General features: G+C 63.9%; 23 protein-coding genes and 1 tRNA gene. 12 read left to right on the top strand and 12 right to left on the bottom strand.

The genetic code is table 11. The annotated features are described in order from the left end of the window. The first annotated feature begins 142 nt into the window (after positions 1-142). A complete protein-coding gene (locus tag ABD842_RS21135; protein ID WP_345118033.1) occupies positions 143-862 on the top strand; it encodes a Bax inhibitor-1/YccA family protein in 720 nt (239 codons plus the stop codon). A gap of 73 nt (positions 863-935) precedes the next feature. Here ABD842_RS21135 and ABD842_RS21130 read toward each other — a convergent pair whose 3' ends face one another. Then, on the bottom strand, positions 936-2,771 hold the full coding sequence (locus ABD842_RS21130; protein WP_345118032.1) for a M61 family metallopeptidase: 1,836 nt from the start codon (positions 2,769-2,771) through the stop codon (positions 936-938). A gap of 83 nt (positions 2,772-2,854) precedes the next feature. After that, a complete protein-coding gene (locus ABD842_RS21125; protein ID WP_345118031.1) occupies positions 2,855-3,550 on the bottom strand; it encodes a class I SAM-dependent methyltransferase in 696 nt (231 codons plus the stop codon). Positions 3,551-3,709: 159 nt separating this feature from the next. Between ABD842_RS21125 and ABD842_RS21120 the strand changes: the two genes are divergently transcribed. From ABD842_RS21120 to ABD842_RS21110, 3 genes are all read left to right on the top strand, one after another. After that, on the top strand, positions 3,710-4,447 hold the full coding sequence (locus tag ABD842_RS21120; protein WP_345118030.1) for a phosphatase PAP2 family protein: 738 nt from the start codon (positions 3,710-3,712) through the stop codon (positions 4,445-4,447). Between the two features lie 124 nt (positions 4,448-4,571). Next, positions 4,572-4,656, top strand: a tRNA-Leu gene (locus ABD842_RS21115). A 121-nt stretch (positions 4,657-4,777) separates the two neighbouring features. Next, positions 4,778-5,476, top strand: coding sequence for a phosphatase PAP2 family protein (locus tag ABD842_RS21110; protein WP_345118029.1), 699 nt, complete (start codon positions 4,778-4,780; stop codon positions 5,474-5,476). A gap of 178 nt (positions 5,477-5,654) precedes the next feature. Here the strand turns inward: ABD842_RS21110 and ABD842_RS21105 are convergent, their stop codons facing one another. The 6 genes from ABD842_RS21105 to ABD842_RS21080 all read right to left on the bottom strand — a co-directional run bounded on the left by ABD842_RS21105 (position 5,655) and on the right by ABD842_RS21080 (position 12,848). Further along, on the bottom strand, positions 5,655-7,982 hold the full coding sequence (locus ABD842_RS21105; protein WP_345118028.1) for a GAF domain-containing protein: 2,328 nt from the start codon (positions 7,980-7,982) through the stop codon (positions 5,655-5,657). A 117-nt stretch (positions 7,983-8,099) separates the two neighbouring features. After that, on the bottom strand, positions 8,100-8,615 hold the full coding sequence (locus ABD842_RS21100) for a hypothetical protein (protein WP_345118027.1): 516 nt from the start codon (positions 8,613-8,615) through the stop codon (positions 8,100-8,102). 103 nt (positions 8,616-8,718) lie between these two features. Further along, entirely contained in the window at positions 8,719-9,594 is an 876-nt protein-coding gene (locus ABD842_RS21095) for a T9SS type A sorting domain-containing protein (protein WP_345118026.1), read from the bottom strand. Between the two features lie 147 nt (positions 9,595-9,741). After that, complete coding sequence (locus tag ABD842_RS21090) at positions 9,742-10,110, bottom strand: hypothetical protein (protein WP_345118025.1); 369 nt, start codon at positions 10,108-10,110, stop codon at positions 9,742-9,744. Between the two features lie 475 nt (positions 10,111-10,585). Continuing rightward, positions 10,586-11,209, bottom strand: coding sequence for a hypothetical protein (locus ABD842_RS21085; protein WP_345118024.1), 624 nt, complete (start codon positions 11,207-11,209; stop codon positions 10,586-10,588). Positions 11,210-11,435: 226 nt separating this feature from the next. After that, on the bottom strand, positions 11,436-12,848 hold the full coding sequence (locus ABD842_RS21080) for a dicarboxylate/amino acid:cation symporter (protein ID WP_345118023.1): 1,413 nt from the start codon (positions 12,846-12,848) through the stop codon (positions 11,436-11,438). Between the two features lie 155 nt (positions 12,849-13,003). On the opposite strand from ABD842_RS21080, the gene ABD842_RS21075 reads away from it, so the two are divergent. Further along, positions 13,004-14,050 carry a dipeptide epimerase gene (locus tag ABD842_RS21075; protein ID WP_345118022.1) on the top strand — a complete coding sequence of 349 codons (1,047 nt, stop codon included), beginning with the start codon at positions 13,004-13,006 and terminating at the stop codon, positions 14,048-14,050. 81 nt (positions 14,051-14,131) lie between these two features. On the opposite strand, the gene ABD842_RS21070 is transcribed toward ABD842_RS21075, so the two are convergent. Next, the gene (locus tag ABD842_RS21070) at positions 14,132-14,719 is read right to left on the bottom strand and encodes a DUF6799 domain-containing protein (RefSeq protein WP_345118021.1); all 588 of its coding nucleotides are present in this window, start codon (positions 14,717-14,719) and stop codon (positions 14,132-14,134) included. A 161-nt stretch (positions 14,720-14,880) separates the two neighbouring features. On the opposite strand from ABD842_RS21070, the gene ABD842_RS21065 reads away from it, so the two are divergent. Together ABD842_RS21065 and ABD842_RS21060 are read left to right on the top strand one after the other, a co-directional pair. Then, a complete protein-coding gene (locus ABD842_RS21065) occupies positions 14,881-15,330 on the top strand; it encodes a MarR family winged helix-turn-helix transcriptional regulator (protein WP_345118020.1) in 450 nt (149 codons plus the stop codon). Between the two features lie 49 nt (positions 15,331-15,379). Further along, a complete protein-coding gene (locus ABD842_RS21060; RefSeq protein WP_345118019.1) occupies positions 15,380-16,024 on the top strand; it encodes a YceI family protein in 645 nt (214 codons plus the stop codon). A gap of 72 nt (positions 16,025-16,096) precedes the next feature. Here the strand turns inward: ABD842_RS21060 and ABD842_RS21055 are convergent, their stop codons facing one another. Together ABD842_RS21055 and ABD842_RS21050 are read right to left on the bottom strand one after the other, a co-directional pair. Then, complete coding sequence (locus tag ABD842_RS21055) at positions 16,097-16,807, bottom strand: hypothetical protein (protein ID WP_345118018.1); 711 nt, start codon at positions 16,805-16,807, stop codon at positions 16,097-16,099. Positions 16,808-16,997: 190 nt separating this feature from the next. Next, positions 16,998-17,555: a hypothetical protein gene (locus ABD842_RS21050; protein WP_345118017.1), complete on the bottom strand. Its 558-nt coding sequence runs from the start codon at positions 17,553-17,555 to the stop codon at positions 16,998-17,000. Positions 17,556-17,904: 349 nt separating this feature from the next. On the opposite strand from ABD842_RS21050, the gene ABD842_RS21045 reads away from it, so the two are divergent. The 5 genes from ABD842_RS21045 to ABD842_RS21025 all read left to right on the top strand — a co-directional run bounded on the left by ABD842_RS21045 (position 17,905) and on the right by ABD842_RS21025 (position 23,815). Further along, on the top strand, positions 17,905-18,186 hold the full coding sequence (locus tag ABD842_RS21045) for an ATP-dependent Clp protease adaptor ClpS (RefSeq protein ID WP_345118016.1): 282 nt from the start codon (positions 17,905-17,907) through the stop codon (positions 18,184-18,186). A gap of 97 nt (positions 18,187-18,283) precedes the next feature. Beyond that, positions 18,284-18,892: a recombination mediator RecR gene (recR, locus tag ABD842_RS21040; RefSeq protein ID WP_345118015.1), complete on the top strand. Its 609-nt coding sequence runs from the start codon at positions 18,284-18,286 to the stop codon at positions 18,890-18,892. Between the two features lie 255 nt (positions 18,893-19,147). After that, positions 19,148-21,184, top strand: a complete 2,037-nt coding sequence (locus ABD842_RS21035) for a glycosyltransferase (protein WP_345118014.1) — start codon at positions 19,148-19,150, stop codon at positions 21,182-21,184. A gap of 133 nt (positions 21,185-21,317) precedes the next feature. Further along, positions 21,318-22,541: a pyridoxal phosphate-dependent aminotransferase gene (locus ABD842_RS21030; RefSeq protein ID WP_345118013.1), complete on the top strand. Its 1,224-nt coding sequence runs from the start codon at positions 21,318-21,320 to the stop codon at positions 22,539-22,541. Positions 22,542-22,795: 254 nt separating this feature from the next. Next, positions 22,796-23,815 carry a bifunctional heptose 7-phosphate kinase/heptose 1-phosphate adenyltransferase gene (locus tag ABD842_RS21025; RefSeq protein ID WP_345118012.1) on the top strand — a complete coding sequence of 340 codons (1,020 nt, stop codon included), beginning with the start codon at positions 22,796-22,798 and terminating at the stop codon, positions 23,813-23,815. Between the two features lie 163 nt (positions 23,816-23,978). Here ABD842_RS21025 and hemE read toward each other — a convergent pair whose 3' ends face one another. Then, positions 23,979-25,025, bottom strand: a complete 1,047-nt coding sequence (gene hemE, locus ABD842_RS21020) for a uroporphyrinogen decarboxylase (RefSeq protein WP_345118011.1) — start codon at positions 25,023-25,025, stop codon at positions 23,979-23,981. Positions 25,026-25,113 lie beyond the last annotated feature (88 nt).

Here is a 25,113-nt window from a genome sequence, read left to right as displayed (position 1 = left end):
GTGCCCAATGATTATCGGTGAGCAACGTACGGTCAGCATTCATCTTGAAAATAAGCCTATTACGACTTTGCCATGCCGAACGTTCTTGAGAACACGCCCTAGCCCGGACAGGATTGTTTTCACTTTTCTATTTCGATTCCCAATGGACGAATTACTACCCGAAGAACCGCCCCGGCTCAGCATTTCCACCGAGGAAGCGGCCCAGATCCAGACCCGGTTTATGACCCAGGTGTACGGCTGGATGGCCGGCGCCCTGGCCCTGACGGGCGGCGTGGCGATGATGGTAGGAGCCTCCCCCGAAATTCAGGAGCTGGTCTTTGGCAACCGGCTGATCTTCTTCGGCCTCCTTATCACCGAGCTGCTGATTGTGGGCTACCTGGGCCGCAACCTGCTTGAGATGAGCGCCAATCAGGCCGTGGGCGCCTTTCTGGGCTACGCCCTGCTCAACGGGGTGACGCTGGGTATGATCTTCATGATTTACACCCGCGAGTCCATTGCCTCCACGTTTTTTATCTCCGCCGCCACGTTTGGGGTCATGAGCCTCTACGGCTTCCTCACGGGCACCGACCTGAGCCGCTGGGGCAACCTGCTGTTTATGGGCCTGATCGGGCTGGTTATTGCCTCGGTGGTGAACATGTTCTGGTTCAACTCCACGCTGTACTGGATTACCACCTACGCCGGCGTGCTGCTGTTTGTGGGCCTGATTGCCTACGACACCCAGAAAATCAAGATGATGGCCTTCATGGGCTACGGCAGAGAGGACACGGACCGCAAAACGGCCGTCTGGGGCGCCCTCTCGCTCTACCTCGACTTCATCAACCTGTTCCTGTTCCTGCTGCGCATCTTCGGCCGCCGGCGCTAGGCCAAAGCCAATCAGACCGAAAAGGAAAGGGACGCCAGCTGCTGGCGTCCCTTTCCTTTGGGCGGGCAGGAGGCTACCGGGCCTTGCTACCCAGCCACTCGGCCCGAAACTTCTGCATGGCCCTGGTGACGGGGCGCTTGGCGGTTTCGTAGGGCACCACCTCCAGGGTCGGGTCTTCGGTGAGCGTGACCTGGGCCGTGCGGATGCCGCCGCGGGTGCGGTACTCTACCGGCACCACGTCGCCGGGCTTGTGGGCGGCCAGCAGCTCGGTCAGGGCCTTGGCGCTGGTCAGGCGCTTGCCGTCCACCTGGCGCAGCACGTCGTCGCGGTCGAGGCCGGCCTGGTAGAGCGGGCTGCCGATGAGGGTGCTGCCCACCGTGGCGGAGCTGTCGGCGGGGTTGTAGGCCACGCGGGCCATCAGGCTGGCCTGCCCGGCGCGGGTGCGGCGCACCAGCAGGCCGGCCGGGGCCAGCAGCTCCTCAAACCGGGGCAGCTCGTGGCCCATGATGTGCTGGCGGAAGAAGCGGCCGGCGAAGGCCGTGTCCTTGCTGACTTCGCCCAGCACCCGCTGTAAGTCGGCCAGGGTGTAGGGCTTTTCGGGGGCGTAGTTCGCCTGGCCTTTGCCGTGCTGCTGCCACATGGCGCGCATGTAGGCGTCGAGCGTGGTTTTGTGGTTTTGCCGCAGCAGCAGGTCCAGGGCCAGGGCATTGGCGCCGCCGATGTAGTAGTAGGAGAGGTAGGTGTTGCCGCGGTTGTTGGGGTCGATGGCGGCGGCGGCATCCACGAACGGGGCCTGCTGGCTCATCTGCACCGGCGAGTAGCGGGCGGCCCCCGGCGAGTTGAGCATGGCACCCACCAGGCCGCTGAGGGCTTCCTGGCAGTACTGCTCGTCGGTAAAGATGCCCGCCCGGCGCATGATCAGGTCGCCGTAGTACTGGGTGAAGCCCTCGGCAAACCAGAGCGAGCTGCTCATGTTGGCCCGCTCGAAGTCGAAGGGCTCCAGGTCGCGGGGGCGGATGCGCTCCACGTTCCAGCTGTGGAAAAACTCGTGCGACACCGTGCCCAGGTTGTCGAGGGCGCCGGCGCCGCGCAGGGGGCGGGCACTGGTCAGGGAAGTGGAGTTGCGGTGCTCCATGCCGTCGGAGCTGGTCTGGGGCAGGTAGTTGGCCACGAACGTGTAGCGCCCGAAGTCGTACTGCGGCAGCCCCCCGAAGATGGCCGCGGCTTCCTTGATAATCTTTTTGGTCTGCGCCGTATAGTCGTCCAGCTCGGCGTCGGTGCCCTCGTGCAGCACGCTGAGCTCGATGGTGCGGCCCTGTTCCTGCCAGGAGCGGGTTTTCTGGGCCCCGAGCGAGGTTGGGCTGTCCATCAGATACTGCAGGTGGGGGGCGTAGTAGGTGCCCTTGGCCGCGTCGGGCCGCAGCTGGGTGGCCACCTGCCAGCCGGTGGGCAGGTCAAACTTCACCTCGGCCGGTCGCTGCTCCTGCCCGCGGGCAAAGGCCAGCGTGGCGGGCATGTTCAGGTGGGCGTGCCGCTGGTCGATGCCGGCGTAGGTGCCGTCGGTCCGGTCGCCAAACAGGGTGTAGGTGAAGCGCACGGTGCCGTCGTGGCCGCTGACGTCCCAGCCGTAGGGGTCGGGCCGGGTCAGGGTCAGGGGCTGGCCCTGCGAGTTGGTGGCCTGCACGTCGTACACGTTTTTGGCAAACTCGTGCAGGGCGTAGCGCCCGGGCGAGCTGCGGGCCATGCGCACCTGCAGCGGTCCGGCCGGCACCTCCGAAAACACGACCGTCACGCGGGCCTCGTGGTGGACGGCGTTGGGAAACGCCACGGTATATCGGACCGGCGCCTGGGCCAGGGCTGCCAGCGGCAGACAGGCGGCCAGCAAAAGAGTAAGGGCGGATTTCCGCATAGGGCAAGGGGGCGAAAGGGTAAGGATCGGGGCTTAAAAATAGAGCCCTTTCCCACCGTTCCCGCTTTGGCGCCAATAGTTTTTTACCCTGTCGCCTCTCCAGGAGCGTCTGCCACCGGGCTGCCTTGGTGGCTTGCCGGGCCGGGTTCCCCAAATATGGTGGCTTCCACCATCCCCCGGTAGAAGAACGTCTGCTGCCGGGGCTGCAGCCCCAGCCGGGTCAGCTCGGCGTGAATGCGGGGCAGCCACCAGGCGCTGATGCCGGTGGTGAGCCGGAAGAAGCCGTACATGCTCACGAGCAGGGCCCGCTGCCACAGCGTGCGGGGCGGGCAGAAATCGGCCAGCAGCCACGGCGCCCCGGGGCGGCGGGCAGCCGCGAGCTGCTCCACGATGAGGCGCAGCGGCGCCGGGGCAAACAGATCCAGGAAGAAAAAGGTGACGACGGCGTCGAAGGATTCCTGGGGCTGCAGCGAGGTCTGGGTGCCCAGTCGGAACTCCACCTGCGCGGCGTGCTCGGGGGCGTGGCGGCGCACGGTTTCGCGCGACTTGACCAGCATCAGCGGCGAGGCCTCCACGTACAGCACCCGGGCGTTGGGACGCTGCCGCAGCACCTCCAGCAGCACCCAGCCCGAACCCCCACCGATGATGAGTACGTAGGGGTAGCCGGGCGGCAGGGCTTCCAGCGCTTTCCGCTGCGCCTGCTTCAACGCCTGCCCAAACACCAGCCGGGACAGCGGATCGTAGAACGCGGCCACCCGATCAAACCCTGCCTCCGACATAACTCAGCACGTTAGGATGTTCTTCCACTTACTCAGGTCCTGCCGGGCAAGTTAGGATCTTTGCTACCCTCACCAGCCGCCCCGCGGAGTATTTCCCGGGCCCGGCCCGGCCAGCACACCCCCAGAACCTCGGCGCGGGCCGCATAATTCATTGCTGCTATGATCAATCAGTCCTCCATAATCCTGCACCTGCGGCGCTTTCTTGCCGGGTTCCTGCTGTTCGCCGCCGAATTTGCCGTCACGCTGGCCGTGGGGCTGCTGGGAGTGGTCGGGTTTCTGGCCCTGGGCCGGGCGGTGCTGGCGCAGTCGGTAGCCCGCTTCGACGAGCAGGCTTTCCGCTGGACCCAGCGCCTGCTCGGTCCCAACTCCGGGGGCTGGGTGGAAAGCATCACGTTTCTGGCCTCCCGCAACTGCATCACGGCCCTGGCGCTGGGGCTGATTGCCTACTTTCTGGTGCTGCGCCGCCACCGCTGGTACACGCTGCTGGTGCCGGTGGTGGCGCTGGGCAGCATCACGCTGAACCTGCTGCTGAAAAACGTCTACAACCGGTCCCGGCCCCTGCTGCCGCTGGTATCGGCCTCCGGGCTGAGCTTCCCCAGCGGGCACGCCATGATCAGCGCTTCGTTTTACGGCTTGCTCATCTATCTGGTCCAAACCCACATCCGCCACCAGGCCAAGCTGCGCCACACGCTGAGCGGGCTGCTGATTCTGCTCATCCTGCTCATCGGCCTGACGCGCGTCTACCTGCGCGTGCACTATGCTTCCGACGTGCTGGCGGGCTTCGCGGCGGGGCTGGTGTGGCTGGTAATAGCTATTCCGCTGCTGAAAAAGATGGAGCGCACGGTGAAAGCGCAAATTAAATACGCGCCGCAATCAGCTGAAAAACAGCTTGACTAGCGCGGCAAACAGTTTTTTGCGGAAAGTTTTTCCGGCTGACATTACCGAAAAGTGAAAGGCGCCCGTATCTTTGCATCATCAAACAACAACTACCAAGTGGGTAGGCCACGGTTTGAGACAAGTTGCGCTTGTGGCGAAATTGGTAGACGCGCTGTCTTCAGGCGGCAGTTCCGCAAGGTGTGGGAGTTCGAGTCTCCCCGAGCGCACCACGAAAGCCGGCCCCTCAAGGGCCGGCTTTTTTGTTTTTCGGCGGGCCCAACGCCCCCGGGCCCGGCCTGGGCGCCAACGAAGTCGGGCCGGCTGCGTTTCTGGGGGTAAAAGCCGGGTTCTATGAAAACCTTCCTGTCGCGCCTGCTGACCCGCCTGAGCTTCCTGACGGCCGAAGTAGCGGTGCTGCTGCTCGTGTTTGCCGCCGGCTTTGCCACGTTCTTCTACCTGACGCGGGTGGTTTTCGTGGCCCACTCCGCGGCGCTGGATACCTGGGCCTTTCAGCAGCTGGATGCGCTGCGCCGCGCCGTGCCGGGCCTGACCAACTGGGTGCAGGTCGTCACGTTCTTTGCCTCGGCGCCCTTTCTGGTTGGAGCGGCCCTGGTGCTGCCGGCCGGCCTGCGGTGGGCGCAGCGCAGGCGGGAAGCCTGGGAAGTATTCCTCACCATACTGGGCGCGGCCCTGCTGAACCAGGCCCTGAAGGTGCATTTTCACCGCCTGCGCCCCGATTCGGCCCTGGTCCGGCAGCTGGGCCTGAGCTTCCCCAGCGGGCACGCCATGATTGGCATGGCCCTGTACGGCTGCCTGGGGTGGCTGCTGTGGCGGCACGGCCGCCACCCGGCCTGGGCGCTGCTGCTGCTGGGCTGGGCTATTCTCATCGGTCTGACGCGCATCTACCTGCACGTGCACTACGCCACCGACGTGCTGGCGGGCTTCGCGGCCGGGCTCAGCTGGCTGGTGCTGCTGCGCACGGCCCTGCACCTGTGGTGGCGCGAAGGCCAGGTCCTGAACCGGGAGCAAAGCCCGGAAACTACTGGCTAGCACCGGCGCTGCCCACCCGTCATAGCGGGCCCCGCGGAACCATCCGGCCGCAGAAAGGAGCCGGGCTGCTTTTCCGCCGAAAAGCCCCGCCGTTGGAGTACGGCGGGGCTTTTCTGTTCAGCGGGCTTGCTTTGCTGCGTAGGCTGGCCGCCGCGGGCTGCGCGCCCTGCAGGGGTTTCTACAGGCGCACCTTCACCCGCAGGGCCAGCAGGCCCTTGGCGCCCTGCAGCTCTTCCAGCTCCAGCTCCTCCACCTCGGGCTCCAGCATTTCCCGGTCCTGCAGGTAGTCGATATACTCCATGTACTCGGCGGCTTCCCGGGTCTGGGCATACACCAGGGCAATGTAGCCGGGCTGGGTGAGCCGCTCGCCGGTACCAAGCACCGTGGCCTTGTCGATGCGCTTTTTGATGATTTCGTAGCGGATGTTGTAGGCGCCGTCCACGTCGAACTGCCGCTCGTCCTGGCGGAAGCGGATGCTCAGGGGCTGCCCGTGGATCAGGATCAGCTGGGTGGTTTCCAGGGGCACGGCCAGCCGGCTCTGCAGGGCCGCGGTGCGGCGGGCTATTTCCACCGTCACCAGCAGCTGCCAGAGGCGCAGGTTTTTCAGGAAAACCAGGTCAAACGGCTTGTCTTCGACCAGGGAGGCGCCCACGAAGATGTTGTGCTCCACGCCGTCGGTTTTGAAGCGCTGGAAGTAGTGCGGAAACATCTGCTGGGCCTTTTCCTCCTCTTCGTCGAGGTAGTCGCTCACCGTGTCGTTGAGCAGCATCACGCTTTCCTCGAAGGCCTTGCGCCGCTTGTAGACGATGCCCAGCTCGGCGTCGATGTTCGACCAGTACTTGGCAATGACCGGCCGCAGCTCGGGCGTATTGTTGCCCAGGTACTCAAACAGCGGCTCCACCTGGGTGCGCAGCGACTCAAAAATGCTGACCTCGTCGCCCGTCAGGATGCCCTGGCGCAGGCGCTTGAGGTTTTTGCTGACGTAGAACTTCAGCTCGTCCAGAATCGGGAGCTGCTGGTGCTCGGAGGCTTTCTTGAGCACCTTGTTGGCCAGGGTCAAGTGTTCGATCAGGTCGCCCTGAATGGCTTCGTTGCGGGCCATGCTGCTGCCGCGGATGTCGCTGGCGCCGTGCAGCGGGTACACCTCGTGAAACACAATGGCTTCCATCTCGGCGTTGCGGTTGCCGTCCTCCACCTTCTCGAGCAGGTTGCGGGCCGCATCCGTAAAGCGCCACTCCATGGTCGGGTGGATGGCGGTGAACTTCTCCTTGATAATGGCTTGGATGCGGGTCTGGATTTCCTCGGCGTTGCGCTTGACGGCCACGGCAAACAGGGGCACGAAGTCATTGACCTTCTCAATGCTGAACTCGTCCAGGTCGCCCGCGTTGGGCGAGCCCAGCTCCAGCAGGCCCACGGTGTCGTCGCCGTAGGGCAGCAGGGCCAGGATGGTGCTGCGAATCCCCAGGCTCAGAATCTGCTGGCGCAGGTCTTCGGGCAGGTCGGCCTTTTCCACGTCGCTGATGACCACCGGCTGCCGGTCCTGCAGCAGCTGGTTGTAGAGGCGGCGGAAGCCCGAGCTGGCGTCCTGGTTGTTGAGCTGCTTGGTGAGGAAGCTGTGGTTGATTTTGCGGCCAAAGTCCACGAAGGCCTTTTTCTTTTCGTCGTAGGCGGCAATGCCGAGCTGCAGAAACGGCCGGCCAAAGAGCACCCGCAGCTTTTCCTGAATCTGCTCCAGGCGGTCGGAGGCCTGCAGCACGTCGCGCTCCAGCAGGTCGTACTTGAGCTCGGAAAGAATCTCCTGCTCCGTCACGTCGACCAGGTGCAGGATGTTGAAGCCCTCCATCTCAAACTTTGCCGGCGGCAGCAGCTCCTGCCACAGGTCGGCCCGGTGCAGGTTGTGGCTCAGGTGCTCAATCTGCTCGGCCGTCAGGTCGGGCTTTTCGCCGATGACGCGCACATCCACGAAGGCCGAGTTGTAGCCCACGCCGTAGTGCCGGTAAGAGCCGATGTTGTAGTCGGGAATGGTGAAGATGATAGTATCCTGCAGCGGCAGGCGCACCCCGTAGATTTTCTGCAGAATCAGCTGGTACACCATGCGCGCCATGTAGATATCCATGGTGCGGGCGTCGAAGTTCAGGGGCTGCTTCACCAGCTTGCTGCTGTTGAGCAGCACCTCGGCAAAGCGGGGCGTCTGGTAGAAGCTCACCCGCTGAAACGGCGGCACCGCCCCGCTGATGTCGAAGGGAAAGGACGCGGGCGGAAACACGGCCATCATCAGCGTCTCCACCAGGTCGCAGCTGCACTCCAGGGCGCTCAGCTCCGGAATGGGCCCCCGGCACCACGGGGCGGCGGCCACCTGCTCACTGATGGAGCGCGCCAGCGAAGCCAGGCCCGGGTTGGGGTCGTTTTCGCGGGACTGCCAGTAGGCAATAAGCGGCTCCAGGCTGAGCGTGGTCTTGAACGGAAAATCCACCGAGACGGGGCGGGTAGCGGGTTCTTTTAACATAGGGGCAACTACAAAAGACGCGGTCCGGACTTCATTGCCGCCAACGAAGCGCCGCTTTGAAAATCGTATACGAAGCCGCGCCATGCTCGGCTGTCGGGACCCGGTGCGGCCGGCGCGCTAGCGGCTGAGCACCACCGTATCCTGGCCGGGTACGGTCTGGTTGTAGGCGCGCCGGTTGAAGTACACGATTTTCTGGGTGTTGCGGTAGCAGGTGCAGCAGCCATCGGCCTCAAACCGGCCGTCGAGCTGGATCTGGTCGAAGGAATACTGGCGGTTCTGCCCGCTGAGGCGGATAACGTAGCGGTACTGATTGAGCTTGCGCGTGCCGTTGGGGGCCAGGGGCTGGGCATTGTTGATGATAATGGGCCGGTGGGTCGTAGCCCGCGAGCGGGTCAGCAGCACCGAGTCGGGCCGGAGCTGCTGGGTGTTATCGAGCGGCACCCGGCGGATGGACACGCTGGTCAGCTCGGCCGCGCGAAAGCCGGTGCCACCCTGAGTGGAATCCCTGTCGAAGCGGAAGACCACGGCGTCGGCGCTGCCGTCCTGGCAGTCGCAGGAAACGCTGCCGCAGCAGGCCGCAGTGAGGGTGGCAGTGCCGGCCAGCAACAGCCAGGTGAGAAGAGGGCGAATCATAGGAGCGTAAAGATAAGCGCCGCCGGGCGGCCACAGGCCACGAGGAGCCCAAAACAAAAAGCCAGCCCGGCAGGGGCTGGCTTTTTACGAATCGACGGCCGCTTTATTGCTTAACGAACCGCTTGGTTTCCACGCCCGTGCGGGTGGTGATTTTGTAGAAGTAGGTGCCCGCGGGCAGCGTGCTCACGTCGGCCGCTACCGTGTGCGGCCCTTTTTCCTGCGGCTCGGCCTGCACCACCGTGCGCAGCACCGTGCCCCGGCCGTCGAGCACTTCCACCGTCACGGGGCCGGCTTTCTTTACCGCGTACTCCAGCTGCATGGTAGTGGCCACCGGGTTAGGAAAGGCCGTGCTGCCCAGGCCGGCGGCGGATTGGGGGGGCGCCGCAGTGGGGTCCAGCAGCAGGAAGCGGACCGGGCGGCCGAAGCGGCCCAGTCCGCCGCGGTGGCCCCGGCCCAGCGGCGGCGTCTGGCCGGCCGGCGCATTTTTAGCCACAATGGCTTTGATGTCGTTGGTCCACTGCTCCTGCCGGGGCTGCAGCTCTAGGCCGAGCCGGGTGATGTCGGCCTCGTACTTTTGGGCCAGCCGGGCCACGTTGAGCATAATGCCCCGCCCTTCGGCGCGCAGCTGCTGCCCCTGCTGGCGCTGGGCCGGGGTCAGCTCCGGGCGGAAGGCAGCGGCCTCGTCGCCGCGGGGGCGCAGGCTCTGCCGCAGGGCGTGGCCGCGCTGTCTGACGTCGCGGAGCTGGGTGCGGTACGTGGCCAGCAGGGCGCGGTCGTCGGTGGCCAGCCGGGCTTCGAGCTTCTGCCGCTGCTGCCGCACTGCGGGCAGCACGTTGGCCTGGTAGTAGGCCCGGATTTCCTGGCGGGCCGGATGACCCGGGTGAGCCGCCGGGGGCTGGCTTTGGGCAGCTACGGTTGTAAAGCGGGCCAGTAGGGCCAGCAGCACCAGGGCCAGGGTTTTGAGCAGCGTCGTTTTCATGGGCAGCAGCCGGCGAGGCCGGCATAATGGAGGAAGTTTCAGCCGATAGACGCGCCACCGGCCCCGGCGTTTAATCCCGGGCCAAATAAAAGCCGGCCCTGAAATTATCCAGCGCCGGCTGGCTCGCTAAACGGGCCGTACCGGAGGCTACTTGAACGTGTCCTTGGTGTCCACAATCTTTACCTCCGTCACGTTGAGCTGGTAGGCGGCCACCTGAGCGTCTTCAGCCACCACTGCCTTGGGCAGCCCTTTACTGACTACCCGGGCATAGCTCAGGGGCGAGGGCAGATTCTGGCGCAGCACGTCGGCCAGGGGCTGGGCCTCACTGTCGTCGGTGATGATGGCCACGTACATGTTCTGCCCCTGCCAGTTCTGGCGGACGGCCTTGTTCACATCGGCCAGAGTCAGCTGGGCCAGCTGCCCGTCGACTTCCCGGAGCCAGTCCTTGCGGCCGTAGAAGCCGGAGTCGAGCAGGAAGCCGAGCTGCTTGGCAGGCGTGGTGCCGTAGAGCTTCACGGAGGAGCGCAGGAAGGTGCGGCGTCAGGTCGAAGTCGGCCTGGCTCATGCCCGCCTGGAGTAGGTTGTCCATCTCGCGCACCGTCAGGCGCAGGGCAAACGCCCCGTGGCCCACCTTCAGGTCGCCCAGCCCGGGGGGGTAGTGCTTACGCAGGCCTTCGCCGATCTGAACCGGGCGCAGCCACAGGCCGGTGCAGTTGGCGTGGCGGGGCACGCCGGGCACGGGCAGCATGTTGGAACCGCCGTTTTCGTACCACTCGCTGTAGCTGTAGGCGCCGTAGTTCATCGTGCGGGTCGTGCGGATCTTGTCGTAGAGCTTGCTGTAGCTTTTGCGGTGCTCCCCGAGCCCGGAGTTGGCTACCATCGGGGCGGCGAAGTCGTCGGAGGCGCAGGTGGCCGCAACGGGGAAGCCCGCGTGTACCGCCGAGCCCAGCGCGTCGGGCTTGCCGTTCAAAAAATCTGGTTTACGCCGGGCTTACTGCCCGCTCGAAGCCTCCAGCGGGCCCGTTACCAAGAGCTCATCCCGCAGGCGGCCGGCATCTGCCGCCAGCTGGGGCCGGATCTGGTCCAGCGCCTGCTTCAGGGCCTCGATGTCGGCCAGGCGGGGGGCTTGGGTCTGGTCGTAGCCGTAGTATATGGCCACCCGCACGCGGGAGCTGCCCGTCCCGTTGTAGGTGCCGATGGTTTCGCCCCGGGCATTCATGATCTGCACCACGGCATCGAGCTTGGTGCAGTAGTCTTCCATGGGCAGGCCCAGCAGGGAGGGCAGCATCAGCGTCACCATCTGCGTGATCAGAAAGCCCTTGCCGGCCCGCGAAATAGTACTGTTGGTCACCACTAGCTTGGCATAGCCGAACTGGGAGCTGTCGTGGGCGGCGGTTATGTTCTGCTGCAGTTCGCGCTGAAACAGCAGCCGGGCATCTTCGGGCAGCGCGCCCTCGGTGCTGGCCCAGGGGCCAATGTCCACGAATGCTTCCAGCGGCGGCAGCCGGGAAGAGATAGGGGTGCCGGAAAGCCGGAAGATGGCTTTTTCGGCCGATTTGCAGCTGGCCAACGCCAGGCACAGAACCAGGCACAGCGAGAGTACGGGTGCTTTCATGCAGTAGGACACGGAGTTTGAGTCAGCAGCGGCGAATGGCTAAAAGTATAAAAATTTAAATTAATAATGTTGCATATCTATTATTATATATGTGAATATTGCTGGCTGCTTGATAAATACCAAGAATAGCAATGACTTCAACCCCAAAACAAAGCGCTGCTGCGGGCCCGGGCCTGCAACAGCGCTTTGCAACAGTCCGGCTGCTGCCGAGACGATACAAGCGAGCCTAGTGCGCGGAGTGCGCCAGCTCACTGTCGCTTTCGGCCAGGTCGGTCAGGGGGGGCGCCACGTAGTTGTCCACAAACTCGCCTTCCCAGCGGGCAACGACGGCCGTCGCCAGGCAGTTGCCGGTGACGTTGACGGCCGTGCGGGCCATATCCATAATGGCATCAATGCCCAGGATGATGAATACGGGCCAGGCGGGCAGGTTGAAGGAAGCTACCGTGGCCAGCAGAATAACCAGTGAAGCGCGGGGCACCCCGGCCACGCCCTTGCTGGTGAGCATCAGGGTAAACACCATCACCAGCTGCTGCCCGAAGGACAGCTCGATGCCCGCCGCCTGGGCCACAAATACCGCCGCCAGCGACAGGTACAGCGTGGTGCCGTCGAGGTTGAACGAGTAGCCTGTGGGCATCACGAAGGCCACGATGCGGCGGGGTACGCCGATGCTTTCCATGGCTTCCATGGCCCGGGGCAGGGCCGCCTCGGAGGAGGTGGTGGCAAAGGCGATGCTGACGGGCTCGGCAATGGCCTGCACGAAGCGCTTGATGGGAATGCGGGCCAGCAGGGCAATGGGCAGCAGCACCAGCAGGATAAAGACCACTAGGGCCGCGTAGAGCGTGAGCAGCAGGTAAAACGCGTTTTGCAGGGGCGCAAAACCCATTTTGCCCACCGTGTAGGCCATGGCCCCGCCCACGCCGATAGGAGCGAAGAACATCACCACGTTGGTAAACTTAAACATCACTTCCGACAGGCTTTCGGCAAGCTCCAGCATCGGGCGGCGGTGCCGGGCGTGGACCATGGCCAGGCCAATGGCGAAGATGATAGCAAACACCACCACCTGCAGCACCTGCCCTTCGGCAATGGACTTGGCAATGTTTTCGGGGAAGATGTGCAGGATGATGTCGGCAGTGGTCTGCTTCACCGGCTCCAGCTTCTCGGTGTCCATGCCCACGTTGTTCACGCCGACGCCGGCCTTGCTCAGGTTGATAGCGGCCAGCCCGATAAACAGGGCAAACGTGGTGACTACCTCGAAGTAGATCAGGGCTTTGATGCCCATGCGGCCCACCTGCTTGAGGTTGGCGTGGCCGGCAATGCCTACCACCAGGGTGGCAAAAACCAGCGGGGCAATGATGGTTTTCACCAGCCGCAGAAACACGTCACTGAGCACTTTCAGGTTCTGGGCCTGGGTGGGGAAGTCGTGGCCCAGCTCGGCGCCGACAAACATGCTGACCACAATCCAGAAGGTGAGGGAGCGGCGCCGGGCGGCGTATACGCCCAGGGCCAGCAGAAACAGCCAGCGGGCCGCCAGCGGCACGGCCGCGGGCAGCGCGACCAGGTTATAGCCTTGCAGCACCGTCAGGCACAGGGCAATCAGGAACAGAACAAGCAGCAGCGGAACCAGGCGGGTAAACTTCATGCGGGAAATATCAGAACGGGAAAATCGGCGGAAATTCAGCAAAGATAGGTTTTTGGGTTGCGTAGCCGATTTCTCATTTCGGAATGCCGGTTTTTCGTAACTCGGAGCGCCCTTGTCGCCGTTCAATCTCCTTTCTCACCCCAACCTGCCCCGTCTTGAGCCTGATCTGGAACCTGCGGACCCGGGAGCTGCCCCTGCGCTACACCTGGAAAATCTCCCGCAATGCCTCCGAAAGCAAAACCAACCTGCTGGCCAGCGTAACCGCCGCCGGTTCGGCCGGGGCCACGGGCTGGGGCGAGGCGGCGCCGAACGTGCGCTACGGCGAAACCCCGGCCGGGCTGCTAACCGAATTTGAGCTGCTGCTGGGCGCGGGCCTGAGCCGGGTACAGTCCCTAGACGAGCTGGAGGAGCTGCTGGATGCGCAGGCCCCGGCCCACGCGCTGCGGTTCGGGCTCGAATCGGCTTATGTGCACTGGGAGGCGCAGCGGACGGGGCAGTCGGTGAGCCGGCTGCTGGGGCTGCCCGCGCCGCCCCCGCGCGTGCCCACGGCGTTTTCGCTGCCCATCATGGCACCGGAGGCCGTGGCCGGCTTTGTGCGCGAGCAGCGCATGGCCCGCTTTGAGCTGCTGAAAATCAAGGTCGACCGGGAAAGCGGCTTCGAGCTGCTGCGGGCCCTGACCCGGGAGCTGCCCGGCCGCCCGCTCATCATCGACGGCAACGAGGCCTGGGCCGATGCCGACAGCCTGCTGGGGTTCCTGGAGCAGGTCCAGACTCTGCCCGGCCTGCGGGTGCGCCTGTTGGAGCAGCCCCTGCCCGCCGCCTGCGCTGCCGACTACCGCTACCTGCGGCCCCGCTCGCCCTACCCGCTGTTTGCCGACGAATCGGTGACCGACGCGGCCGACTTTGCCGCCATTGCCGGGCAGTTTCACGGCGTAAACATGAAGCTCATGAAGGCCGGCGGCTACCGCAACGGCATCCGGTTGCTGGAGCAAACCCGCGCCCACGGCCTGCAAACGATGCTCGGCTGCATGGTGGAGACGTCCCTGGGCATCTGGTCGGCCCTGCAGGTCAGCGCCCTGGCCGACGTGTGCGACCTGGACGGCTTCCTGATCGTGCGCGACGAGCCCTTCGGCCTGGTGCAGGAAGAGCAGGGCCAGCTCAGCGCCCAGGCGGCGGTGCCGGAGCTGCGGGAAGGGGCTTAGCCGGCCAGGGGCCGGGTACATAAAATGGCCTGCTGCGCCTGGCGCAGCAGGCCGTTTCGTGTCAGGGGCGCGGAAAAAAGCTTACTTCACCAGCCGCAGCTGCTCATCCAGGGCCTTTATCTGCTGGTCGAGCTGGCTGGTGTCGGCGGGGCGCTGGGGCATGCTGCTCAGCAGGCTGATTTTATCGTTGAGCAGCTGGATTTTCTGCGCCATCAGCGTGATACGGCTGTTCAGGCTGCCCAGGCGCGTTTCCATATCGGTGGTGCTGGTGGGCGAGTTGCGGTCCACGTACTGCTCGTACTGGGCGGAGGCGGGCACGGCGGTGTTGCCGCGGGCCGCGGCGGCGCTGCCGGGCGTGGCAAACACAATTTCACCCTTCATGGTTACGTAGTCGCCTTCCTTGAGGGTGGTCTTCTTGCCGCCGGGCAGCTCCACGATGCCGCTTTTGTAGTTGACCTTGGTGCCGTCGGCCAGCATCACGTTCTTGGTCAGGGGCTTGGTAGTGGACCCCTGGCGGATGACCACTTCCCCGTCGCGCATCAGCAACTGGTCGGTACCGTTGGCGTCGATGGCGCCGGCGGGTTTGGGCGCGGTTTTGGATTGGGCCGCCGCCCCCAGCGGCAAAGCCAAGGCAAGGCAGACGAAGGCGGAAAGCAGCGGTCGGTTCATGGGGACGGGGTGAGTTGGTAAAACCGCTTACGTGCGGCGGCCGAAATTGGCTGCGTCGGGGTGGCGACGGCCAATCAGGATAAAAAAACCAGAACGATGTTGTTACATTAAATGTATGTACATATATTTGCCACGCAGTCCGGTTTCCTCGAATGCACCCCATGAAGATAGAAGACGAAATCAAGCAGCCGTTTTTCAAAGATTCCTTCCAGAAAGCCTACATCAACCTCGTGTTTACGGCGGGCTGGCTGGGGCAGCGGCAGGCGGCCGTTTTTCGGGATTACGGCATCACGCTCCCCCAATTCAACATTCTGCGCATTCTGCGCGGGCAGCACCCCAAGCCCGCCACCGTCAATCTGCTCATTGAGCGGATGCTCGATAAAACCAGCAACGCTTCCCGCATCGTGGACAAGCTGGAGGCCAAGCAGCTGGTGACGCGCACCACCTGCCCCAGCAACCGCCGCGCCGTGGATATCTGCATCACCGAGGCCGGCCTGCAGCTGCTCCAGCAGATGGACGACGCGGCCGTACCCCAGGCCACGGGCCTGCAAAACCTTACTCCCGACGAAGCCGCTCAGCTGAGCGCGCTGCTCGACAAAATCCGCGACTGACGGTTTTCAGTTTCTTACCCGTAGTTTCCTCCTCAAACTTTCTGTAGTCATGAAAAAACTTGCTCTTTCCGCCCTGTTCGTTGCTTCCATTCTGGCCGCTCCCGCAGTAGCCAAAGACCCGACGGCTCCCAAGGCTGTGGCCAGCGTCAAAGCCGGCACGGTTTACAAAGTGCAGCCGCAGCTCAGCACCCTGGGCTGGGTAGGCAAAAAAGTAACGGGCCAGCACAGCGGCACCATTCAGTTCAAGAGTGGTGACATGGAAGTAAGCGGCACCCAAATCACCGGCGGCACTTTCCTGGTGGACATGACCTCGCTGAAGGTAACCGACATCACCGACACGGATACCAACGGCAAGCTGGTGGGCCACCTGCGCTCCGACGACTTCTTCAGCATCGAGAAGAACCCGACGTCCACCTTCAAGATCACCAAAATCACCCCGATCAAAGGCGTGGCGGCCGACGCCAACAACGCCACCATCACTGGCAGCCTGACCATCAAGGGCATCACCAAGCCGGTTTCCTTCCCGGCCAAGGTAGGCGTGAAAAACGGCGTAGCTGCCGCCTCGGGCACGGCCACCATCGACCGGACCCTGTTCGACATCCGCTACGGCTCCAAATCGTTCTTCGAAAGCATCGGCGACAAGGCCATCGACAATGACTTTACGCTGAGCTTCAACGTTATTGCCAAGAAGTAATTTCGCCTAAACGCAACAAGCCCCGGTCGCTAAAGCAGTGACCGGGGCTTGTTGCGTTTGGGCGGGGCTGTTTTACCGCTGGCCGCCTGCGGGCAGGGCCTGGGCGGGGGCGCTGGCGGGGGGCGTCGCCGGCGTCGGGGCGGCCTGCAAGGCGGTGCTGTTGCGGAGTACCAAGTGCAGGGGCGCCACGTTCATTTCGCGCAGGCTGATGATACCGCTCAGGGTCTCGCCCGGCCGGATAGTCTTGTTCACCATCTCGCTGGTGACAAACTCCATGCGCAGGTTTTTATTGGCTTGGCTGGCGCCCAGAATATTGCCGGCCGCTACGCCCAGGCCCCACGGGAAAATGGTGCCGCCCGTAACGATGCCGGTGCGCGGATCGGTGGATCCACCCAGAGTGCCCGCCAGGGGAGTGTAGAGTAGATAAATCCAGACGCCCTGCTTCAGGTCGTTGGCCGCCTGAATGGCCGGCACGGGCATCACGGGCCGGTCGCCGAAGTACAGCTCCAGGTCGCGGGAGAAGTTAAGGTCGTTGGCCGTATTGTTTTTAATGCGCACCGCTACAGTCTGGTAGCCGCGCTTGCGCTCTTTCTTGTTGTATTTCTTGTTACGGCCGTTAATCATCAGCGCGCTGTACTGGTAGCTGAACTCGACGGGCGAGTTGGGAGCCGACACGGAGGAAAAGGTGTTGATCCGGTTGGCCCGAATAGGAGTGTAGCTGCCTGCACAGCCCGTGGTTAGCAGCGTGGCCGCAGCCAGCAGACAAGTAATAGTGTTGCGCATATGGTAAGGAAGAAGAGGTAGAGAATGAAAAGCAGGTTGTTCGAACTTGCCGAGCAACTTACAAAGCTACCTCTTGGCTTAGCCTCATCCCATCTTCCCTGCAGTATTCTTCAATAAATACAGGAAACGCCCAGCATAATCAAAAACCTTTTGATGGTCTGTACGTTCCATGCGCCAGACTGCTTCATTCTCAGTCGGGCAAAACCAGTTCCCGCGGCAGCTCGAAGCGCAGGTTGCGGCTCTTGCTGCGGTTGTGGAGCTGCTGCAGGAAGTCGTCGAGCTCGGGCTTGTACTCCAGCCGGAGGTCTTCGTGCAGCGCCGTAAGAATCAGCTGGGCCGTGCGGGCCGTGAGGCGGGCCGTGCTCACGTAGAAACCGTTGTAGGGCGAGTCGAACTGGCCGGTGTAGTTGTCGAAGATCAGGCGTAGCGCGTACAGGTTCAGGTCGATTTCCAGGCGCTTGTCCTTGGTGATGCGGCGGGCGCGGGCCGTTTCCTTTACCGCTTTGCCCAGGGCCTTGTTCAGGCTGCGGTTGAGCAGGCGCCCCGTGACGGCCACGTTGAACAGCTCGTGAAGCCGGTCGGCGGTCTGCTCATACACCTGCTCGGTGGTCACGTCGGGCAGCAGCTCAAACACGTAGGTTTCGTAGAGTTCCGCGTCGCGGCGCACGGCCCGCAGCAGCAGCTTTTCCTTCTCGGCGTCGGGCAGGCGTTTGAGGGCTTTCTTGAATTCGGCGGAGGGAACGGGCATCGGCAAGGATGAATTCTGACGGTTGAACTATGAATTGGCACGCGTGAGCAGCTTCCGCTGGGCCTGCGCGGGTAGCTGAAGCAGGAAGGCCAGCACCAGAAGCAGCGGCCGGCGCGGAAGAAGGCAGAGCATAAGCTGAAGCAGAGGAGGAAAAGGAAGCCGGAAATTACGCCGGAAATATGATTGCCCGCGCGGAAAGCCCGCCGGTGATTTGCGGGTAACCGGGCCCCTCCAAAACGGCTTCCGTGAATCTGAAAACCGCGAAACGATTCTGGCGGTTAAAGGGTTATACAAGGCCGAAACCCGGCTTAAACCCGCTTTTATGCCCGATTTTTCGTACTTTTGTGCCATGCAAACCAAACCGCAAATCGATTACGACGAGGACGTCCTGGTGCTGGAGGAAACCATCGATGTGCGCGACCTAATCGTGTACAACGACGACGTGAATACCTTCGAGCACGTCATCAAAACCCTCATCGACGTGTGCGGCCACGAGCCCGAGCAGGCCGAGCAGTGTACCCTGCTGATCCATTACCGGGGCCAGTGCACCGTCAAGCACGGCGGCTTCGACGAGCTGGCCGGCATGTGCACCGCCATCCACGACCGCGGCATCTCGGCGGACGTACTTTAATTCAGGGGCCGGTTTCGGGTTGCCAGTTGCCAGTCCTTTTTTCGGCTGAAGGCTAAAACTGGCAACTGGCAACCGGCAACTGGCAACTCAATCCTGAATGGAATTTCCGTCCAAACTGATAGAAAACGCGGTGGGAGAGCTGGCGAAGCTGCCCGGTATCGGCCGCAAAACCGCCCTGCGCCTCACGCTGCACCTGCTCAAGGCCGAAACCGAAACCACCTCGGCCCTGGCCGAGGCGCTGGCCAAGATGCGCTTTGAAATCACCTACTGCCGCACCTGCCACAACATATCCGACACTGAGGAGTGCGGCATCTGCGCCAACAAGCTCCGCGACCACGCGCTGGTGTGCGTGGTGTCGGACATCCGCGACGTTATTGCCATCGAAAACACCGGGCAGTACCAGGGTGTGTACCACGTGCTGGGCGGCGTGATTTCGCCCATCGAGGGCATCGGCCCTTCCGATCTGCACATCGACACGCTGCTGACCCGCATTCCCGACTCCGAAATCAAGGAAATCATCCTGGCCATCAGCCCCACGATGGAAGGCGACACCACCGCGTTTTTCCTGTCCCGCAAGCTGCGCGAGTTTCCCCAGGTGCACATCAGCAGCATTGCCCGCGGCATTCCGATGGGCGGCGAGCTGGAGTACGCCGACGAAATCACCTTGGGCCGCAGCATCGTGGAGCGGCAGCGGCAGGCCAAGTAATTTTGCCGTCATTGCGAGGCGTACGCCGAAGCAACCTGGCCTGAGCAACGAAGAAAACGTAGTGAACTGGAAATCCCCGCCGTTGAGCCAACGTCGGGGATTTCGGCTGTAAAGGAGCTTTCTGCATTGCAGCGGACGGATGGCCGCGCTTCGCTCGCCAGGCCAGGCCGCTCTGGTACTGCGCCCGCATAATGCGCAACGACAGGGAAGTGTGCGTACTTTCGCCCCGCCCAAACCCGCCGCCCATTGCCCGCCGTGAAGCTTACCGTCGTCATCGTCAACTATAACGTCTGCTATTTTCTGGAGCAGGCGCTGCTGTCGGTGCAGAAGGCGGTGGCCAAGCTCGGGGCCCCGGCCGAGGTGTTCGTGGTCGACAACAACTCCGTGGACGGCTCCGTGGCCATGGTGCGGGCCCGGTTTCCTGAGGTTATCCTGATCGAAAACAAGGACAACCCCGGCTTCAGCAAGGCCAACAACCAGGCCATGCGCCTGGCCCGGGGCGAGTACGTACTGCTGCTCAACCCCGACACGGTGGTGGAGGAAGACACCTTCCGCGCCTGCTGCGACTTTATGGCTGCCCACCCCGACGGGGGAGGGCTGGGCGTGACCATGCTCGACGGGCAGGGCAAGTTTCTGCCCGAGAGCAAGCGCGGCCTGCCCACGCCGCTGGTGGCCTTCTACAAGATTTTCGGGCTGGCCAGCCTGTTTCCCAAATCCAAAACCTTCGGGCGCTACCACCTGGGCTTCCTGCCCAAAGACCGGAACCACGAAATCGAGGTGCTCAGCGGGGCCTTCATGCTGATGCGCAAAACGGCCCTCGACCAGGTCGGCCTGCTCGACGAGGACTACTTCATGTACGGCGAGGACATCGACCTGTCGTACCGGCTGATGCAGGGCGGCTGGAAAAACTACTACTTCGCCGGCACCCGCATCATCCACTACAAGGGCGAGAGCACCAAGCGCACGAGCGTCAACTACGTGTTCGTGTTTTACCGGGCCATGGTCATTTTTGCCCGCAAGCACTTTGCGCCCCAGCGTGCGGGCACGTTTTCGCTGCTCATCAACTCGGCCATCTGGCTGCGGGCGGGCGTGGCGGTGCTGCAGCGGGTGCTCAGCCAGGCCACGCCCGTGCTGCTCGACGCCTCGCTGATGTACGCGGGCATGTACTTTCTGAAATCGTACTGGGAGCAGAACCACAAGTACGTGCGCACCGACTACCCGCCGGAGTTTATGCTGGTCGCCGTGCCGGCCTATATCCTGGTCTGGTTGACTTCGGCCTACTTCAGCGGCGCCTACGACCAGCCCACGAAAACCTCGCGCATCGTGCGCGGCATTTTTGTGGGCACCGTGGTCATTTCGGCCGTGTCCAACTTCTTCGATGCCTACCGCTTTTCCAAGGCCCTGATTATCCTGGGTGGGGCCTGGAGCATTGCCGCGCTGGTGGGCCGCCGCCTGGGCAGCCACTTCCTGCGCTACCGCGACCTGCGCCTGAGTGAGCGGCGCCAGAAAAACGTGGCCATCGTGGGCTCGGCCGCCGAAAGCCGCCGGGTGCGCCACCTGCTCGAATCCGCCGCCGTGCAGGCCCGCATCATCGGCTACGTCACCCCCGACGCAGCGCCCGAGAGTACGGCACTCTCGGCTCTGCAGGCGGCCCGGCCGCCGGACAGCCAGGACCCCAAGAACCCAAGACCCCAGGACCCCAAAGACGACCAGCTCGGCGAGGTGCGCCAGCTGGAAGATATCATCCGCATCTACGCCCTGGATGAGCTGATTTTCTGCGGCAAGGACCTTTCCGCCAGTCAGATCATCACCCTGATGGTAGGCCTGCCCCAGCACCCGCCGGTGGCCTACAAGATTCTGCCCGAAGACAGCGAGTACATCATCGGCAGCTCCTCGAAAGATGCGCCCGGCGACTACTACGCCCTCGACATTGCCCTGAGCTTGTTTCAGCCCCAGCAGGTGCGCAACAAGCGGGTGCTCGACGTGCTGACCAGCCTGGGGCTGCTGCTGGGCGCGCCGGGGCTGGTCTGGCTGCAAAAAGACAAGGCGGGCTTTGTGCGCAACTGCCTGCGCGTGCTCGGCGGCACCCGCACCTGGGTGGGTTTGCGCCACATGGCCGGCCCCAAAAACACCCGCCGGGCCGTGTTGTCGCCGGCTGATGCCACCCGGACCGGCACTCCGCTCACCGAAGCCACGCGCCGCCGGCTGGAGCTGCTCTACGCCAAGGACTACGAGCCCAGCACCGACCTGACCCTGCTGCTGCGCTGCTTCCGCCACCTGGGGCAGGAGTAGGGGCAGGCAGCCCAGGCGAGCTGTTGGGTGACGCGGGGAACGGAGGAAGCGGCGGCGCCGGTTCGCCAGTGGCTACGCTCGCCACGGGCAAATCCGTACTTTTGTGCTTCCCATCCTCGCACGTTCCCGTTCTATGTCCGCTTCTACCACTACGCTTACGCCTTCCTTCCTGTCTGACCGCATCAATGCCATGCAGGAGTCCCAAACCATTGCCATGGCCAAGAAGGCCCGGGAGCTGATGGCCCAGGGTATCGACGTCATCAACCTGAGCTTCGGCGAGCCGGACTTCGAAACCCCGCAGTACATCCGTGAGGCGGCCAAAGTGGCCATGGACCAGGGCTTCACCAAGTATACGCCCGTACCCGGCTACCTCGACCTGCGCCAGGCCATTGCCGACAAGCTGCGGCGCGAAAATCAGCTGGACTACCGGCCCGAAAACATTGTGGTGAGCACCGGGGCCAAGCAGGCCCTGGCCAACGCCGTGATGAGCCTGATCAATCCCGGCGACGAGGTGATTGTGTTTGCCCCGTACTGGGTCAGCTACGAGGAGATGGTGAAGCTGGCTGAGGGCAGGACCGTGACGCTGATGGGGGCGCTGGAAAACGACTACAAGGTAACCGCGGCCGAGCTGGAAGCCGCCATCACCCCGCGCACCCGGCTCATCATGTACTCCTCGCCCTGCAACCCCACGGGCTCGGTATTCTCGCGGCAGGAGCTGACGGACATTGCCGCCGTGGTGGCCCGCAACCCCCAGGTGCACGTGCTGGCCGACGAGATTTACGAGTACATCAACTTCGTGGGGGAGCACGTGAGCCTGGCGCAGTTTGCCGCCATCAAGGACCAGGTCATTACCGTCAACGGCTTCTCGAAGGGCTACGCCATGACGGGCTGGCGCGTGGGCTACCTGGCGGCCCGCAAGGAAATTGCCGCCGCCTGCGAAAAGATGCAGAGCCAGATTACCTCCGGCACCTGCTCGGTGGCCCAGCGCGCCGCCCTGGCCGCCCTGCAGGGCGGCCGCACCTCGGCCGACGAGATGGTGGCCGCCTACCGCCGCCGCCGCGACCTGGTGCTGGAGCAGGTGCAGGCCATTCCGGGCTTCAAAACCCCCACGCCCAGCGGCGCTTTCTACATCTTCCCCGACGTCAGCGCCTACTTCGGGCAGACCACGCCCGGCGGCGAGGTTATCGGCAACGCCGGCGACCTGGCTTTGTTCATGCTCAACGAGGCCCACGTAGCCGCCGTGGACGGGGCCGCTTTCGGGGCGCCCAACTGCATCCGCTTCAGCACCGCCGCCGCCGACGACAAGCTGCGCGAGGCGTTCGGGCGCATCAAGGCCAGCCTGGAAAAGCTGGGGTAGGCAGTAGATACGTCTGTCATCCGGAGCGCAGTGGAGTGCAGGACCGGCCTGTTTTCGCACCAAACGCGCTTTTCAACGCTCAAAGCCCTTCGCCGCGTAATCGGGGAGGGGCTTTGCTCATTTAAGGGGCTTTGCAGATACTGACGAGGCAGGTCTTTCACTGCGCCGCGCTGCGCTCCGGATGACAGATGGAATGAATAGAGCCGATGCCGTCGCGCCTGTTTACCTTTGCCGCTTCCTTCTGAATTGCCGCAATGCCTGCCGATACCATTCCCGCTTCCCTGCCCGAGCTGTTTGCCGCCTTCGACCGCCTCACCGTCCTGATTGTGGGCGACGTGATGATGGATGCCTACGTGTGGGGCAAGGTGAGCCGGATTTCGCCCGAGGCGCCGGTGCCCGTCATCAATGTGGGCCGCACCGAGCAGCGCCTGGGCGGGGCGGCCAACGTGGCCCTGAACGTGCAGGCCCTGGGCGCCACGCCGCTGCTGTGCGCCGTGGTCGGCACCGATGCCGGCGGCGACCAGCTCATCGGCCTGCTGGACGACAAGCAGCTTTCGGCCGCCGGCATCGTGCGCAGCCCGCACCGGCCCACCACGGTCAAGCAGCGCATCCTGGCCGCCGGGCAGCACCTGCTCCGCATCGATTCGGAAGTGGAAACCGACCTCAATGCCGAGGAAGCCGGCCTGCTGCAGCAGCGCTACGAAATGCTGCTGCAGCAGGCCGACGTGGTGATTTTTGAGGACTATGACAAGGGCGTGCTCAGCCCCGGCAGCATTGCCCACTTCATCCACCTGGCCCGGCAGCGCGGCATTCCGACCGTGGTCGACCCCAAGAAAAAGAACTTCCTGGCCTACCAGCACTGCACCCTGTTCAAGCCCAACCTGAAGGAGCTGCGCGAGGGGCTCAAGCTCGAATTCGGCGACGCCGACGCCGACCGGCCCGCCTTCGAAGCGGCCGTCGACCGGCTGCGCGAGCTGCTCATGCCCGACATCGTGCTGGTCACGCTCTCGGAGCGGGGCGTGTTCAGCGAGTCGGCCGCGACGGGCCGCAGCTACATTCCGGCCCACCTGCGCATGATTTCCGACGTGTCGGGCGCCGGCGACACGGTTATCAGCATTGCCGCCCTGTGCGTGGCACTGGGGCTGCCCGCCCCGGTTACGGCCGCGCTGGCCAACCTCGGCGGCGGCCTGGTCTGTGAGCAGGTGGGCGTGGTGCCCATCGAGAAGCAGCGCCTGCTGGAAGAAGCCCGGGAAACGGGCTTGCAGCTGTTTTAACTTGTCATTGCGAGGACGAAGCAGTTCGTCCTGAACAAAAAGCCCCGACGTTGGCGTACGTCGGGGCTTTTGGATGTAACGCGAAGCTGCACTCCGCGAAATGTTGAACGACAAGCGTGCTTGGCGCGCGCATGCCCCGCGAAGTGGAACTTCGCGTTACAGCTTACAGGTTCCCTTCCCGGGCCATGGGGCTGAATTCCTTGACCGTGTCGATAAACACGCGCACGTTGTCGGCGTCGGTATCGGGGTACACGCCGTGGCCGAGGTTGGCAATGTGGCGCTGGGGACCGAAGCGGCGCAGCATCTCGATGGTGGCTTTCTGCACCTGCTCCCGGGTGCCGTAGAGGGCGCAGGGGTCGAGGTTGCCCTGCAGGGTTTTCGCGTCGCCGATGGCGGCGCGCACGGCCCGCGGGTCCTCGTTCCAGTCCAGCCCGATGGTACGGCAGTTGAAATTGGCAAACTCCGGAATGGCGAAGTAGGCGCCCTTGGCAAACACGGTCACCGGCACGTCGGGCAGAGCATTGCAGATTTCGGCGATGTAGCGGGAGGAAAACTCGCGGTAGTGCTCGGGGGGCAGAATCCCGGCCCAGGAGTCGAATACCTGGATCAGGTTGGCCCCCGCCGCCACCTGCGCCTGCAGGTAGGCGATGGTCGTGGCCGTGATTTTGCGCAGCAGCTCGTGGGCCAGGGCCGGCTCGGTGTAGAGCATCCGCCGGGCCTTGCTGAAGGTTTTGGAGCCGTGGCCCTCCACCATGTAGGCCAGAATGGTCCAGGGCGCGCCGGCAAAGCCGATCAGCGGCACCCGGCCGTTGAGGGCGCGCTTGGTCACGCGGATGGCTTCGAGCACGTAGCCCAGGTGCTCCTCGGGGTCGGCCACGCGCAGGCGGGCCACGTCCTGGGCGTTCCGGATGGTTTCGGGAAACAGCGGGCCGCGGGCTTCCAGCATCTCGTAGGTCAGGCCCATGGCCTCGGGCACCACCAGAATGTCGGAGAAGATGATGGCCGCGTCCACGTCCAGCGCGTCCACGGGCTGAATGGTGACTTCGGCCGCCAGCTCCGGCGTCTCGACCAGCTCCTTGAAGCCGCTCAGGCGGGCGCGCAGGGCGCGGTACTCGGGCAGGATACGGCCGGCTTGGCGCATCAGCCAGACGGGGGTACGTTCGGTGTCTTCGCCGCGGGCGGCACGGAGCAACAGGTCGTTCTTGAGCATAAGTGGGGCAAAGATACGGCAGCAGCCACACAGCCGCCGCACGAAGGCCGGGGATTCTGGGTCCCGGCGCAAAAGCGGCCGGGGTCGC

Source organism: Hymenobacter algoricola (assembly GCF_039539525.1).
GTDB lineage: Bacteria > Bacteroidota > Bacteroidia > Cytophagales > Hymenobacteraceae > Hymenobacter > Hymenobacter algoricola.
This window is presented reverse-complemented; position numbering and strand designations above follow the sequence as displayed.